Annotated in this window: 12 protein-coding genes and 2 pseudogenes; 10 read left to right on the plus strand and 4 right to left on the minus strand. The window is 58.5% G+C overall.

Annotated elements, in window-relative coordinates; translation table 11 throughout:
* The first annotated feature begins 24 nt into the window (after positions 1-24).
* From AC0L3L_RS30315 to AC0L3L_RS30335, 5 genes are read left to right on the plus strand one after another with little or no spacing between them, the layout of a single operon-like run.
* Positions 25-720: a VirB8 family type IV secretion system protein gene (locus tag AC0L3L_RS30315; RefSeq protein ID WP_473640737.1), complete on the plus strand. Its 696-nt coding sequence runs from the start codon at positions 25-27 to the stop codon at positions 718-720.
* Positions 717-1,526: a P-type conjugative transfer protein VirB9 gene (gene virB9, locus AC0L3L_RS30320; RefSeq protein ID WP_473640739.1), complete on the plus strand. Its 810-nt coding sequence runs from the start codon at positions 717-719 to the stop codon at positions 1,524-1,526. Before AC0L3L_RS30315 ends, virB9 begins: the two co-directional genes overlap by 4 nt.
* Entirely contained in the window at positions 1,526-2,758 is a 1,233-nt protein-coding gene (virB10, locus tag AC0L3L_RS30325; RefSeq protein ID WP_473640741.1) for a type IV secretion system protein VirB10, read from the plus strand. Before virB9 ends, virB10 begins: the two co-directional genes overlap by 1 nt.
* Entirely contained in the window at positions 2,739-3,761 is a 1,023-nt protein-coding gene (gene virB11 / locus AC0L3L_RS30330) for a P-type DNA transfer ATPase VirB11 (protein WP_473640743.1), read from the plus strand. Before virB10 ends, virB11 begins: the two co-directional genes overlap by 20 nt.
* Positions 3,758-5,884, plus strand: coding sequence for a type IV secretory system conjugative DNA transfer family protein (locus tag AC0L3L_RS30335; protein ID WP_473640745.1), 2,127 nt, complete (start codon positions 3,758-3,760; stop codon positions 5,882-5,884). Before virB11 ends, AC0L3L_RS30335 begins: the two co-directional genes overlap by 4 nt.
* 436 nt (positions 5,885-6,320) lie before the next feature.
* On the opposite strand, the pseudogene AC0L3L_RS30340 reads toward AC0L3L_RS30335, so the two are convergent.
* Both AC0L3L_RS30340 and AC0L3L_RS30345 read right to left on the minus strand, forming a co-directional pair.
* Positions 6,321-8,027, minus strand: a pseudogene (locus AC0L3L_RS30340) (adenylate/guanylate cyclase domain-containing protein); the annotation flags it as partial.
* A gap of 233 nt (positions 8,028-8,260) precedes the next feature.
* Positions 8,261-9,175 carry a LysR family transcriptional regulator gene (locus tag AC0L3L_RS30345; RefSeq protein WP_473640746.1) on the minus strand — a complete coding sequence of 305 codons (915 nt, stop codon included), beginning with the start codon at positions 9,173-9,175 and terminating at the stop codon, positions 8,261-8,263.
* 103 nt (positions 9,176-9,278) lie between these two features.
* Between AC0L3L_RS30345 and AC0L3L_RS30350 the strand changes: the two genes are divergently transcribed.
* The 5 genes and pseudogenes from AC0L3L_RS30350 to AC0L3L_RS30370 all read left to right on the plus strand — a co-directional run.
* Positions 9,279-9,896 carry a nitroreductase family protein gene (locus AC0L3L_RS30350; RefSeq protein ID WP_473640748.1) on the plus strand — a complete coding sequence of 206 codons (618 nt, stop codon included), beginning with the start codon at positions 9,279-9,281 and terminating at the stop codon, positions 9,894-9,896.
* Positions 9,893-10,750, plus strand: coding sequence for an EamA family transporter (locus tag AC0L3L_RS30355; protein ID WP_473640750.1), 858 nt, complete (start codon positions 9,893-9,895; stop codon positions 10,748-10,750). Before AC0L3L_RS30350 ends, AC0L3L_RS30355 begins: the two co-directional genes overlap by 4 nt.
* A 52-nt stretch (positions 10,751-10,802) precedes the next feature.
* Positions 10,803-11,213, plus strand: coding sequence for a VOC family protein (locus AC0L3L_RS30360; RefSeq protein WP_473640752.1), 411 nt, complete (start codon positions 10,803-10,805; stop codon positions 11,211-11,213).
* A 27-nt stretch (positions 11,214-11,240) separates the two neighbouring features.
* Positions 11,241-11,858, plus strand: a complete 618-nt coding sequence (locus AC0L3L_RS30365; protein ID WP_473640754.1) for a YdeI/OmpD-associated family protein — start codon at positions 11,241-11,243, stop codon at positions 11,856-11,858.
* A 226-nt stretch (positions 11,859-12,084) separates the two neighbouring features.
* Positions 12,085-12,432, plus strand: a pseudogene (locus AC0L3L_RS30370) (transposase); the annotation flags it as partial.
* On the opposite strand, the gene AC0L3L_RS30375 reads toward AC0L3L_RS30370, so the two are convergent.
* Together AC0L3L_RS30375 and AC0L3L_RS30380 are read right to left on the minus strand one after the other, a co-directional pair.
* A complete protein-coding gene (locus tag AC0L3L_RS30375) occupies positions 12,399-12,680 on the minus strand; it encodes a GFA family protein (RefSeq protein WP_473640756.1) in 282 nt (93 codons plus the stop codon). The pseudogene AC0L3L_RS30370 and the gene AC0L3L_RS30375 overlap by 34 nt on opposite strands.
* Positions 12,681-12,750: 70 nt before the next feature.
* Positions 12,751-13,572, minus strand: a complete 822-nt coding sequence (locus AC0L3L_RS30380; RefSeq protein WP_473640758.1) for an alpha/beta fold hydrolase — start codon at positions 13,570-13,572, stop codon at positions 12,751-12,753.
* Positions 13,573-13,620: the final 48 nt, after the last annotated feature.

Raw genomic sequence — 13,620 nt, forward strand, 5'->3', positions numbered from 1 at the left:
GTAAGAAAGTAAGGGCTAGGCGCGATGACAGATTCTAAGGACGTTGCTCTCAGGAGTTATTTTCAGGACGGTGATCGTTGGGAAAATGAGATCGTCAAAAAGGCGAAGCGCTCGCGCGCGCTCGCGTGGTTTGTGACAACGCTTTTCGGGGCGACAACGCTTCTGGCGCTTGCTGCTTTGGTGCTGCTCGTACCGTTAAAGAGCTTTGAGCCATACATCGTCGAGGTCGACAAGAACACGGGCTATATGGAGGTCAAAACGGGCCTGACCAGGCCGTCGAACCTGACCGAACAGCAGGCAATCACCCAGGCCAACGTCGTACGATATATTCGTGCGCGCGAAGGCTATGATCCGTTCGCCATTGAAGAGAATTTCGGCATCGCCGCACTGTTGTCGACAGGCGACGCGGCCCGCGAGCTGCAAGAGCTCTATAGCGCCGCTAACACGAACAATCCGGCGAAGGTCTATGGAAAGAACAAGCGCGTCCTCGTCGAGATCAAATCGGTAACGTTTTCGAACGCCAGCACAGCGCTGGTCCGTTTCTCGACGACGGAAAAGACCGACACGGACTCGATCGTCCGGCACTACATTTCCGTCGTGCGCTACCGCTACACTGATACGCCGGTAACAAACGAGTGGCGCTTCGAAAACCCGCTAGGCTTCCAGGTCCATAACTATCGTCGCGATCAAGAGACCGTGACGCCGGGAGGTCAGGGATGATAAAACGTTTCCTGACGTCGGCGGCGATCTTCGCCGCGATCCTCACTCACGCCCATGCGGCGCAAACGCCTCGGCCAGGCAGCCTCGATTCGAGGGTGACGAGCGTTGTCTATCAGCAAAACAACGTGGTGAAGGTGGCCGCGACCTACGGTATCTCGACGATGATCATCTTTGACGAAGATGAGAAATTCGAGACCATTTCGCTCGGCGATACCGAAAGCTGGCAGGTCTCGCCGTCCGAGAAAGGCAACATTCTGTTTGTGAAGCCCATCGCGAAGAACGTGGCCACAAATATGAATATCGTCACCACCAAGAGGATCTATTTCATCGAATTGCACGATTTTGCGCCCGATGCCGACAAGAAGGTCTTTGGGGTTAGGTTCGTCTATCCGGACAAGGACCTGAACGCTGCACTAAGGAAAGAGGCCGAGTATCGCGCCTCTAATCCCAATGTCTCGAACATCGACAAGGCGAACGTCAATCTCGACTATTCTTTTTCCGGCGATCCGTCGCTCAAGCCGTCTATGATTTTCGACGACGGGAAGAAGACGTTCTTCAAATTCAGCGGGCGCATGCCCGCAATATTCGCTGTGAATTCCGATTTCTCGGAAACGCTCCGCAACTTCCGCAAGGAAGGGGAATATCTGGTCGTCGATGGCGTGGCGACCCAATACACGCTGCGTGACGGAAACCAGTGGACGTGCATTTTCAATCTGAGAAAGCCTGATTTTGGCGCACCGGATCCCGATATCCTCGGTCCAGCTCCCGATCGCCTGGCGTCCAAGCGCAGAAGGGGCGGCAACTGATGAAACGGACTCCCGAACTTGAAGCGATGCTCTCGGCCGACGAAACGGACGTCAGCAACAAGAACGCCAAACGCAACCAGGTCCTGGGCGGCGCGGCACTCCTGCTCGGCGGTGCCGTCGCGGCCTATTTCGTTCTCGCCGGTGCACAGGAAAGGCCTCGTGACGCGCTGGATGGTGACGAGGAATTCAGGACCACCACGTTCCGGCCCCCGTCCTTTGTTCGTGATGTCGAAGAGCCGCCGGCCGCTCCTGACAGTGAGATCATATCGTTGCCGCCACCACCCCCGCCTCCCGCTGAAGAAAAGCCGGACACGACAGCGTTCAACGTACCGCCGCCACCGGCACCTGTAGTTGCCGCTCCGCCGCCACCCGAAGCCGCCGAACCGCCGCCGGAAGAATTTCCGGAGCGCTACAAGTCGGCCATGGTCGTATTCGACAACAAGGGCTCGGCGGCCGATGGTGGCACGCTGGCCGGTGACGAAGGCGAAGGCGAAGGCCTGAGTGTCGCCGGCGAGGACCGCAACAGCAAATATCTGGCGGCAGCAGCGAGCTTGGCCGACAGATCAGCGACAGCACGCCAGATCAAGCGTGTCGACGCCATGATCCCGGAAGGAACATTGATTCCAGGCATCCTCGAAACGGCAATCGTCAGCGACTTGCCAGGACAGATACGCGCCATCACTTCGCAGGACGTTTATTCCTTCGACGGAAGGCGCGTGTTGATCCCGACGGGTACCCGGCTGATCGGCGAATATCAGTCCGATGTCGTCAGGGGCCAAAAGCGCATCTTCGTCATCTGGACGCGCCTCATCCGTGACGATGGGGTGTCAGTGCGCCTCAATTCGTTCGGCACGGATAGCCTCGGCCGCTCCGGCCTCACCGGCATTGTCGACAACAAGTGGCGCGAGAGGTTCGGATCAGCCATCCTTCTCTCGATCGTCGGCGCCGGCGCAAGCTATCTGACCGGCTATGGCAGCGACGAAGCTTTCGGCGACGAAAAGGATGATGCCAAGCGCGGCGAAGAGCTCGCGCGCGACACCATCGCGCAAACCTTTTCGGACATGGCAAATCAGGCCCTTTCCGAAAACCTTCGCATCCCTCCGACGATCAGTGTCAGCCAGGGCGCGCGGATCTTCGTCTATGTTCGCCAGGATCTCGATTTCTCGGCCATGTACGACGATCCGGTGGCTGAAGCCATGAAGGAAATCAAGCGTGAACGTGGCTTCAAATAATTTCGGGCCGCGAGACCCCTACTATTTTCTCAATCGTGCGCTCGCACCGATAAAGGATTTCCTGGATGACCCGGCTGTCGTCGAAATCTCGATCAACAAGCCGGGCCACGTCTATGTCGAACGGCTTGGGTCCGATCACATGGAGTTTCACAAGGTCGATGCTCTGACTGCTGAAGAAATCCAGAACATCGGGGAGCGCGTTGCCGGCGCAACTGAGCAGTTCATCAGCCGGCATAGGCCGATCCTGAGCGCAGCCTTGCCAACCGGCGAGCGCATCCAGGTCGTTCTTCCGCCTGCCGCGCCGGAAGGCGGGGCCATCTCCATCCGCAAGCAGGTCGTGAACAATTTTACGCTGGAAGAATATCGCGACAACGGTTCGCTTCAAAAGGTCTCCGTGGCTGTCGGAGGACTAAGCGACACCGATCGCGAGCTGATCGGCTATCTCCGCTCAAATGCCATCTACGAGTTCATCCACACCGCGATCATCAAACGTGTTTCGATCCTCATCAGTGGCGGCACATCGTCTGGCAAAACCACATTTCTCAATGCGTGCCTGAAGAGCGTTGACCTGAACGAACGCATTCTGACCCTCGAAGACACCAGAGAGCTCTTTCCTCCCCAGACGAACAAGCTGCATCTCATCGCGTCGAAAGGCGACCAGGGTACCGCCGACGTGACGATTCAGCACTTGCTCGAGGCGTCACTGCGCATGCGGCCGGATCGGCTGTTCGTTGGTGAGATTCGCGGCGCGGAAGCATTTTCCTTCCTGCGCGCCATCAACACCGGCCATCCAGGCTCGATGTCGACGGTCCATGCCGACACGCCTCTCGGGGCCTATGAGCAATTGGCAATGATGATGCAGCAGGCCGGTATGTCGGCCGGGTTCACCAAGCAGGATCTCATGTCCTATATCCAGATGGTGATCCCGATTGTCATCCAGTTGCGCCGTGAGGGCGGCAAGCGCGGCGTTTCAGAGATTTTTTTCGCGCGGCACGAATCATGAGCAAGGGATATCAGGCCGTCTTCCTGACCTTCTGCCTCGGCGTTGCATTCACAGTCTGGATGTTCGGCTATGGCCTCGGCCTGCAACTCTTCTACAAAGACGGTCGGATCCTCGAGACGACGATCACCACGAATCCATTCGTTCCGATCCAGCAATTTTGGCACTTTGCGGGTAATCCTGCCCTGCAGAAGGTCGCGATCGGCTCGCTTGTACCCGCGCTGGTCGCCGGCGGTCTCGTTGCTTACATCGGCCTTCGGCCGCAAGGCAGCCCACTCGGTGACGCGGCCTTTCAAGACATTGCCTCACTCCGCCGCGGCAAGTGGTTTCGCAAGTCCGGTCATATCTTTGGCCGCATCGGCCGCAAAATCCTGCGCACCAAGGATGATCGTCACCATCTGATCATCGGGCCGACACGATCCGGCAAAGGCGCCGGCTATGTCATTCCCAATGCTCTCATGCATGAAGGGTCGATGATCGTAACCGACCTCAAGGGAGAGGTTTTCAAAGCAACGGCCGGCTATCGCCGGCGCAACGGTAGCCAGGTCTTCCTTTTCGCGCCGGGCGCGGAGCGGACGAACGGCTACAATCCTCTCGACTTCATTCGCCAGGAACGTGGAAATCGCACGACCGATATCCAGAACACGGCGAGCATTCTCGTTCCCGAAAACACCGAATCCGAAAACTCGGTGTGGCAGGCGACCGCTCAACAGGTCATGGCAGGCGCTATCAGCTATGTGCTGGAAAGCCCGTTTTATAAGGGCCGGCGCAATCTCGGGGAGGTCAACTCGTTCTTCAACAGCGGCGTCGACCTGCAGGCGTTGATGAAATTCATCAAGGCAAAAGAGCCGTACTTGTCCAAATTCACGTTGGAAAGCTTCAACGCATATCTGGCCCTTTCCGAGCGCGCCGCCGCCTCGGCCTTGCTCGATATTCAGAAGGCGATGCGCCCGTTCAAGAACGAACGTATCGTCGCAGCGACGAACGTCACCGATATGGATCTCCGCGCGATGAAGCGACGGCCGATCTCCGTCTACCTCGCGCCCAACATCACGGATATCACGCTGCTCAAGCCGCTCCTGACGCTGTTCGTGCAACAGACAATGGACATTCTTACCCTCGAGCACGATCCGAACTCACTGCCGGTCTACTTCCTGCTCGACGAATTTCGGCAGTTGAAGAAGATGGACGAAATCATGACCAAGCTGCCCTATGTGGCAGGGTATAACATCAAGCTCGCCATCATCATCCAGGACTTGAAGAATCTCGACGAGATTTACGGCGAAACCTCCCGGCACTCTCTGCTCGGCAATTGTGGTTATCAGCTCATTCTGGGCGCGAATGATCAGGCGACCGCCGACTATGCATCCCGTGCGCTCGGCAAGCGGACCATCCGCTACCAGTCGGAATCCCGCACGATTGAGCTCTTCGGCCTGCCAAGGCGCACGAAGGTCGAACAGATTCGCGAACGTGACCTGATGATGCCACAGGAAATCCGGCAGATGCCGGAGAGAAAGATGGTGCTGCTTGTTGAAGGCCAGCGCCCGATCTTCGGCGACAAGCTGCGCTTTTTCGAGACACAGCCATTCAAGTCCGCCGAAGCCTTTTCGCAGACGCACATTCCAGATGTACCGCCGATCGAATACCTCCCGGTTCAGCCGGTTCCGGCTTTGACTGACGATTACAACCGGGCAGGCCAGCCCGCCGAAGATGTCGGGGCCCCGACTACCGGGATGGCTTATTCCGAAAAGAGAATGTCATCCCCAGCTGAGGTGATGGCGACGGCCGCTGCGACCGCGAAAGCGGTAACAAATGAGCCCGCAACTCGCACCGTGAATCGAAAAGCCAGCCTGCCGAAACCGAAACGCGCTAAAGCGGCGTCGAGTGGCGGATCTGGAAACGAAGCGGAGGCGACACCGGACGTAGCAGCTATCGACGCGCGGATTAAGGTTGCTGAAGAAAGCCTGAAACCTAGCGCTGAACGCCTTAAGGAGACGGTTTCTCAGAAAGTCGAAAAGCTCGGCCAAGCATCGCCCACGAAACGGCGAAATTATCTCGATATTTTCTCGACGACGGTCCCCGATCCCGTCGAACTCGGCCTGGCGGCCGTGGAAGCCCCAGCATAAAGAGCCGCGAATTGCGGGTCTTTATGCGATGCGAAGTGTAGCGGCCAGAAGAAAAGTGCAATGCCAGCGGCGGAGGGAATGTCGCGGAAGGGTGGATTTCGTTGAAAAAGTCCGCGACTGAGCCCACGGTGACAGTCGTTCCCGAAGAATCCGTTGGCGCCACCGCAATACGGGGTTTGATCCGCCTGTCCGGTGGGGCACCTATCTCTCGCTCAAAGCGGAGCTCACAAACCCTGTACCTTCGAAACACGCCGAAGTGCCCGATCCAGTGGCTTTGCAGAGCCCTTCATGTGGCGTTCAATGGCCCTCTCGTCCCCTCGAACGGAATGCCGAGATCGGGGCCTGCGCCAGTTCGACCACAAGCCCCTTCTCGGTGAAGAGCAAGCTGCCCGCGTTTTAACTACTAAACCGCGATCGATGCGCCAGCCTAGCAGCGCTATTCCGGCAGCCCCGCCTTTCGCAAACCTTCTGAAAGCAGAGCCATATCGGCCGCACGCTGCCTGATTGCAACGACGTCGGCGAGATCGGAAATTCGTTGGCTAGGATCGAGGGCGAGAATTCGGCTCACCACCTTTTGCGCATCCTCGGTTCGGCCGGCGTGAGCATAGCTTGCAGCCGCAAAGCGCAACGACGGCAAAAAGTCCGGCTTTTCCCGCAACGACCTTTCAGCCCAAGATGATGCCTCCTCAAATCGACCAGCGAAGAGATGAGCCACTGCAACCGCATTCTGCATATCGAACATGAGCGGGTCGACTGGACTCATGCGTATCGCAGTCGCCAGGTGCTGGAGTGAGGTTTCCGTATCGCCAAGGTCGGCTCTGACCCAGCCGCTGAATAGCCACGCAGTAGCCAGGTTCGGATTGAGCGCAAGCGCGCGATCAATGAACGCTGCCCCGCTATTGTTGTCGCCCACGACGAAGGCGAGCGCGCTCCCGCCGCGTGAGAGCGCAACCGCGTCATCCTTGCCCAAATCCACTGCCTTCAGAGCCAGGCGTTCCGTCTCGGCGGTTTCTTGCTTGCGATCCGTCATCCAACCGTTCGCCTTGCGCATGACGGCACACCAGGCGGCCATGCCGTATGCCGAGGCGAATTCAGGGTCGAGTTCGATGGCTTTGTAAAACAACTGGAGGGCGTTTGCCGTGGATTCCCTGGTCAACTGGTGGAGGCTTGCTATCCCGCGCAGATAGTAGTCGTAAGCGTCACGGTGCTCGGTCGGCTTTCGCTTGGCCCGCTCGATCTCTGCCTGTTCCAGCTTCGGAGCGATCGCTCCGACGACGCTCCGGGTCACTTCCTCCTGCAGGTCAAAAACGTCCTCCAGCCCGCCGTCGAAACGGTCGGCCCATAGATGTGCACCCGTTGTCGCATCGATAAGCTGCCCGGTGATGCGCACCCTGCTCGCCGCCTTGCGCACGCTCCCTTCAAGCACGTAGCGCACACCAAGCTCGCGTCCAACCTGCTTAATGTCCACTGCCCGGCCCTTGTAGGTAAAGCTCGAGTTGCGCGCGATGACGAACAGCCAGCGCGTCCGGGACAGCGCGGTGATGATCTCCTCCACCATGCCGTCAGCGAAGTAGCCCTGCTCGGGGTCGCCACTTAGGTTGTCGAATGGCAAGACCGCGATAGACGGTTTTTCGGGAAGCGTCAGCGTATCCCTTGTCGAGAATGCCGAAGTGGGTTTTGCTCGAGTGACCCGATAGGCGCGCACCGCCTCCACGATGTTGTGGACCTGATGGCTACCGAGGTCGGTGTAGGCATAGTCTAGTTTGCCTTTGACCTGCTCGTAGACGTTGCTCGCGACGCAGACGCCGCCAGGTTCTGTAAGCTTCTCGAGCCGCGCGGCGATGTTCACACCATCACCGTAGATCGTGTCGTCCTCTGCAATCACGTCGCCCAAATTCACGCCCATGCGGAAAGTCATGCGCTTGTCTTCGGGCAAACTTGCATTGTGAGCGGCCAATCCCTCCTGGGCTTCGACCGCGCACTGCACCGCGTGGACTGCGCTGGCAAATTCGACAAGAAGGCTGTCGCCAGCGGAACCGACGATGCGTCCGTGCAACTCTGTGATCTTGGGCTCGATCACTTCGGCGCGAAGCCTCTTCAGCTGCGCAAGCGTCGGCAGCAAGGATTGCGGTGAGGCGTCGCTCCATGCTTGTGTCCTGCCTCTTCGATAGGTCGAAGCTCGGGCAGCGAGCGTATTCTAGTCCTACCTCGAATGCGAGCGTGCAGTGCCGGCGCCAGCAGCGATCAACTCACCAGATCCCTTTGGCCGCCTGGACCCGACCCTCGCGCTACTGCCCACCCTGCAGCTCCAACGACCAGCATAAATGTTATTGAGATAGCCGCCATGTCTTTTGCGAACCAGAGCTCGCTGAGGGCTCACGTCGAAGAAGCATGAACACCATTGTCCCGGGCAAATTCTTCGATCAGGAAATCAAGGAAGACGCGGACTTTTGGGGCAAGGTGCTGCCGGGCCGGGTAGACCGCGTACAGTGTGGTTTCGACCGTGCTCCAGTCATCCAGAGCCGATTGCAGCCGGCCTGCTTTTAGGTCGCTCTCGACGTAGGGATGGGGGATCAGACTGACGCCGAAGCCCGCGCGCAACGCATCGCGCACGGCAAGGCTCGACGAGACCGAATATCGACCGTCGATGGCAATTCGCTCGATGCGACCGTCCTTGCGGAACTCCCATAGGTCCGCATGCCCCGAGAGGCTGAACCGGATGCAGTTGACCAGCTTCAAATCGGAAGGCGTCTTGGGCCGGCCATGCTTCTCAAAATAAGATGGAGCCGCGCAGAGTACATGCGGCATGACCGCAAGCTTTCTCGCGACCAGGCTGGAATCCTCAAGATTGTCGCTGCCGCGAACGGCAAGGTCAAAACCATCCCGGACGATATCGACGCGCCTGTCATCAAGATGCAGATCGAGTTTCAAATCGGGATAGCGTGATAGAAACTCGGGAATAACAGCCGAAAGCCGCGTTAACGTGACCGTCATCGGCGCGCTGACCCGCAAGGTGCCGCTCGGTGCCGTTTTGATGGGGCGCAGGATCTGGTCCGCCCTGGCCAGCGCATCGAGCCCGTGTGTGATATACTCCAGATAGATTCTGCCTTCCTCGGTCAGGGCCATACGCCGGGTCGTCCGGTTGATGAGCCGCACGCCCAGATGCGCCTCCAACTCGGCGACATTCTTGCTGATCGCGGGAGGAGAGAGACCCAGCCGCCGTCCGGCCTCGGCAAAACTGTTCAGTTCCGCCACGTGCCGGAAGACCTGCAAGGCGGTCAGGCGATCCATCAATTATTCCCCGTTGGTAAACAATATCTTTCAAAAATTGCACATTATCGTACTCCAGTAAATTGTTTAGGCTCTTAAGATCAACATCTCAATTTGGAATAGCATGACGATCAATTCTACAATTGCGCTTATCGAACAGCGCGTTTCAGCCAATCTGTTCGACGCCTCGCATATTCTAACGGATGCCGAGATCGCGGAATTGACGCGCCTGGCAACGCGCGCACCGAGCGCCTACAACCTTCAGAACTGGCGCTTCATCGCGGTGCGGGCGCCTGAAGCAAAGGCACGATTGCGCCGTCTCGCCCATGGCCAAGCCAAGGTGCAAGCCGCGGCGGTGACCTTCATCATATGTGGCGTGCTGCCGGACCACGCTTCTCTCGCCGCAAGGCTGCATCCTTTTGTGGAAGCCGGCTTCATGCCGTCGGACATGGCTTCGGGTTGGCAGGAAGGCGCCCGCGTACAATATGACGATCCACAGACAGCCCGCGATGAAGCCGTGCGCTCAGCAGCTCTTGGCGCTGCAACTCTGATTTTTGCAGCCGAAGCGCTGGGCCTTGTCTCCGGTCCAATAGGTGGTTTCGATACCGACGGCGTTTCGCGTGAGTTTGGCCTCGGCCCGAATGAAGTGCCGGTGATGCTCGTCGCGATCGGTCGCTCCTTGCCCGGAAATTGGCCGCAAAAGCCCCGCCGCCCGCTTACCGAGGTTCTGGAGCTTTCATGAAAACGACTGCTTCCGATCTGCTGCTGACGGCAATTTCGCCGGTGATATGGGGCAGCACCTATATCGTCACCACCCACTTCCTGCTGGGCTTTTCCCCGATGACGGTCGCCATGCTGCGCGCCTTACCTGCCGGCTTGCTGCTGCTGGCGGTCGTTCGGCAGCTCCCAGCGGGCATCTGGTGGCTGCGCGGTTTCGCCCTTGGGGCGCTTAACATCTCGATCTTCCTGAGCATGCTCTTCGTTGCGGCTTACCGTCTTCCGGGCGGAGTAGCCGCGACGGTGCTGTCGGTTCAACCGTTGATAGTGGTTTTCCTCGCTTCTGTCTTTCTTGGCAGCCCAGTTCGCCCCTTCTCGGTCCTCGCCGCTCTTGTAGGGATCGGGGGTGTTGCCCTGTTGGTGCTGACCCCTCATGCAGCTCTCGATGTAGTTGGCGTTTTAGCTGGTCTGGCGGGAGCGGCCTCAATGGCCTTCGGGACGGTATTGAGCCGAAGATGGCAACCGCCCGTATCACCTCTCACGTTGACAGCATGGCAGCTGACTGCCGGCGGTCTCCTCCTTGTCCCGATAGCTCTGGCTTTTGAGCCATCCATCCCACTCCCGACCGGGACCAACCTGCTTGGGTTGGCATGGCTCGGACTGATTGGTGCGGCCATGACTTACGTCCTTTGGTTCCGGGGCGTAGCGAGACTGGAATCCGCAGCGGTGTCATTCTTGCTTTTCCTCAGCCCGGTAACGGCCGTATTGCTTGGATGGGTGTTCCTCGACCAAACGCTGTCTTGGCCTCAAATCGCCGGCTTCGGCTTTGTCACCTGCAGCATCTGGCTAGCGCAACGCACGACTAGCAGTTCGGCTTAAACCGCAACGTCAACACGGGCCGCGCACACCACACCTAAGAAGGAGACGAGGAATGTCCAGAATGATTTTTGTGAACCTGCCGGTTGCCGATCTGGCGAAGTCGAGGGCATTCTACGAAGCCATCGGTTTCACGAACAATCCGCAATTTAGTGATGACACGGCGGCCTGCATGGTTGTCTCAGAGAGCATCAACGTGATGCTCCTGACCCATGCGAAATGGCAGACCTTCACGAGCCGACCCATTCCACCAGCGACGTCGAGCGAAGTCATGCTGGCGCTGTCATGTGACAGCCGAGATGCTGTGGACGCGATGAACAAAGCTGCATCGGCCAATGGCGGGACAGCAGACATCAACCTCAAGCAGGACCTTGGCTTCATGCATAACCGCAATTTGGCCGATCCCGACGGTCATGTCTGGGAAGCGATCTGGATGGACATGTCCGGCGCACCTGGCGCTGTATAAAAAGATTTTATCGAAGGGAACCATCCTATGGTCGCGCCAAACCACAATGCCAAGGTCGATGCTTACGCTGAACAGGCTGAAGACTTCGCCAAGCCAATCCTTGCGCACCTGCGCGGCCTCATCCACGCCACCTGCCCGGAAGTCGTTGAGGAGGTCAAATGGGGAATCCCCCATTTTGACTACAGGGGCGAAATGATGTGCATCTTCGCGGCTTACAACAAGCACTGCTCTTTCAGCTTCTGGAAGGACTCGCTGATGGCCGATGTGCGGCTCAGGCGGAATACAGAATTGGCCGCCGCGAAGCGCTTCATGGGCAACCTTGCGAGCCTTGGCGACCTGCCCGCCGACGTCGAGCTAATTGTTTGGATAAAGGAAGCGATGTCGCTCAACGACCGCGGCGTGAAAGTCCCGCCGCGAAAGTCTAAAGACCCCAAGGAGGTAGAAATACCTGCCGCTTTCGCTGCGGCGCTCGCTGCCAAGCCCGAGATCAAGGCGATTTTCGACAGCAAGTCGGCTTCGTTTCAAAAGGAATATAATATCTGGATCGGCGAGGCTAAAACTGATGGAACGCGCGTCAAGCGGATCGAGGAGTCGCTATCGTGGATAATCGAGGGCAAAGGGCGCTTCTGGAAATATGCCAAATGAATAGCTGCTTTTGCGCAAGGCGACCGTTACTTCGAACGACCCATATCAGGCGCAGAGCTGTCATTCAGAAGGTCGTGTCCCACCGCGTGGTGTAGGTCGGCGGCAGCGAAGCCGCTCGCGAGCGCGCCCTCAACAGCGCTGTAGCGAGCGAGCGGCGTAGCGGCGGTCATCGATGTTCTTCGGTAGGGTTGGGTTGCTGACACAACCTGATTCGAAGGAACCACCGATGACCAACGACATGATGAACCTGCGCACGCTCGTAGAGAAGACCCCCGACGCCGATATCCTGCGCGAGATGATCGGCTTTGCCGCCGAGCGGCTGATGGAGCTGGAGGTTGGCGCCGCCACCGGCGCGCCCCATGGCGAGAAGAACCCGCTGCGGGTTGTCCAGCGCAACGGCTACCGCGAGCGCGACTGGGAGACGCGGGCCGGCACCGTCGAACTGCGCATCCCCAAGCTCAGGAAGGGCTCTTACTTCCCGAGCTTCCTGGAGCCGCGGCGCATGGCCGAGAAGGCGCTGACCGCCGTCATCCAGGAGGCCTACGTCCAGGGTATCTCGACGCGCTCGGTCGAGCCGCATGTCTTGCAATGCTCATCGCTGAACTGGTCTTTCTCGAATGAGGAGATGTCCTCTTCGCCCCGAATGACAGTCAGTTCTTCGCCATGAATGCGGGCGAATGCCTTGAACGCGGACCCCGTTGTGCGGCGACAAGCTGCGCAATGACAGTTTGCTGCGAAGATGAACGCGTCGGTGACCTGATAGCAGACTGTTTGGCATAAGCAACTCCCCAGCAATCGGCGCTTACGGCTCGTCTCTCTCATCTGGTTCTCCGCATGTCGTCATCATTGACTTCTCGCAGCCGGCTGCCTCTCCGCGACCGCCAGCTACTGGTCATCGGTCCGAACCCGAGATCGATACCTTGGCTATGAAGGCAAGGACCGTCGCGTTGAATTCGTCTGGACGCTGTAGCGGCGCAAAGTGACTAACGCCTGGGAAAATGATTAATGTGGCCCCCGGAATAGCGTCAGCCAGGTAGTTGGCATGCTCCCGCTTGATGAATTCGTCATGCTCGCCGAGTGCGATGGTGACAGACACCTTGATGGCGCCAAGGTCCTCTTTGGTATAGTTCGGCTGGGTTCGCATCATCAGCCCCACCGCGCTGACGAACTGGTCGAAGTCGGCTGGCGTGGCGGAGAGCATGGCGTAGTCTTTCCTGTGGCGACTGAAGCAGCGATCGAGAAGCGGACTCGGTTCGATCTGCTTTGTGCCACCAGGATCCATGTTGCAGGCAAAAAAGAAGACGCCTGACACCCGTGCTGGTGCCTTGGAGGCAAGTACCAGAGCGGCGCAGGCGCCGTCACTCCAGCCGACGAAGGCAGCTTTGTCGAGGGAAAGGTGGTCCATCACAGCCACGACGTCAGAAGCCATGAGTTCATAGGAATATGGCCTGTCATCGCGGGTGCTGCGGCCGTGCCCGCGACTATCGATCGTCACGACACGGTGGCCCGCCGCTACCAAGGCCGGCACCTGATATCCCCAATTGCCGCTGTGGCCGAGTCCGCCGTGCAACAGGATGACGGGAGGACCGCTGCCAAATGATGCATACCAGATCAGGGCTCCCTCATGCTCTACGCGATCCTCGCGATCGGGGACGGGGAGAAGGGCGGCTCCATGCTCGGCAAACCGGGTAAGGTCGTCGTCATATAAATTCATATCGGGTTCCGTGTTTTCGAGAGCTATGCGCGCTCTAGTATTGACACA

This window comes from Mesorhizobium sp. WSM4849, from assembly GCF_055811385.1.

Bases quoted from the DNA above. Each gene is read 5' to 3' on its own strand.
- AC0L3L_RS30365 (WP_473640754.1), top strand. From the start codon at position 11,241: ATGGTCGCGCCAAACCACAATGCCAAGGTCGATGCTTACGCTGAACAG.
- AC0L3L_RS30315 (WP_473640737.1), top strand. From the start codon at position 25: ATGACAGATTCTAAGGACGTTGCTCTCAGGAGTTATTTTCAGGACGGT.
- AC0L3L_RS30360 (WP_473640752.1), top strand. From the start codon at position 10,803: ATGTCCAGAATGATTTTTGTGAACCTGCCGGTTGCCGATCTGGCGAAG.
- AC0L3L_RS30380 (WP_473640758.1), bottom strand. From the start codon at position 13,572: ATGAATTTATATGACGACGACCTTACCCGGTTTGCCGAGCATGGAGCC.
- AC0L3L_RS30345 (WP_473640746.1), bottom strand. From the start codon at position 9,175: ATGGATCGCCTGACCGCCTTGCAGGTCTTCCGGCACGTGGCGGAACTG.
- virB9 (WP_473640739.1), top strand. From the start codon at position 717: ATGATAAAACGTTTCCTGACGTCGGCGGCGATCTTCGCCGCGATCCTC.
- AC0L3L_RS30355 (WP_473640750.1), top strand. From the start codon at position 9,893: ATGAAAACGACTGCTTCCGATCTGCTGCTGACGGCAATTTCGCCGGTG.
- AC0L3L_RS30375 (WP_473640756.1), bottom strand. From the start codon at position 12,680: ATGAGAGAGACGAGCCGTAAGCGCCGATTGCTGGGGAGTTGCTTATGC.
- AC0L3L_RS30335 (WP_473640745.1), top strand. From the start codon at position 3,758: ATGAGCAAGGGATATCAGGCCGTCTTCCTGACCTTCTGCCTCGGCGTT.
- AC0L3L_RS30350 (WP_473640748.1), top strand. From the start codon at position 9,279: ATGACGATCAATTCTACAATTGCGCTTATCGAACAGCGCGTTTCAGCC.
- virB10 (WP_473640741.1), top strand. From the start codon at position 1,526: ATGAAACGGACTCCCGAACTTGAAGCGATGCTCTCGGCCGACGAAACG.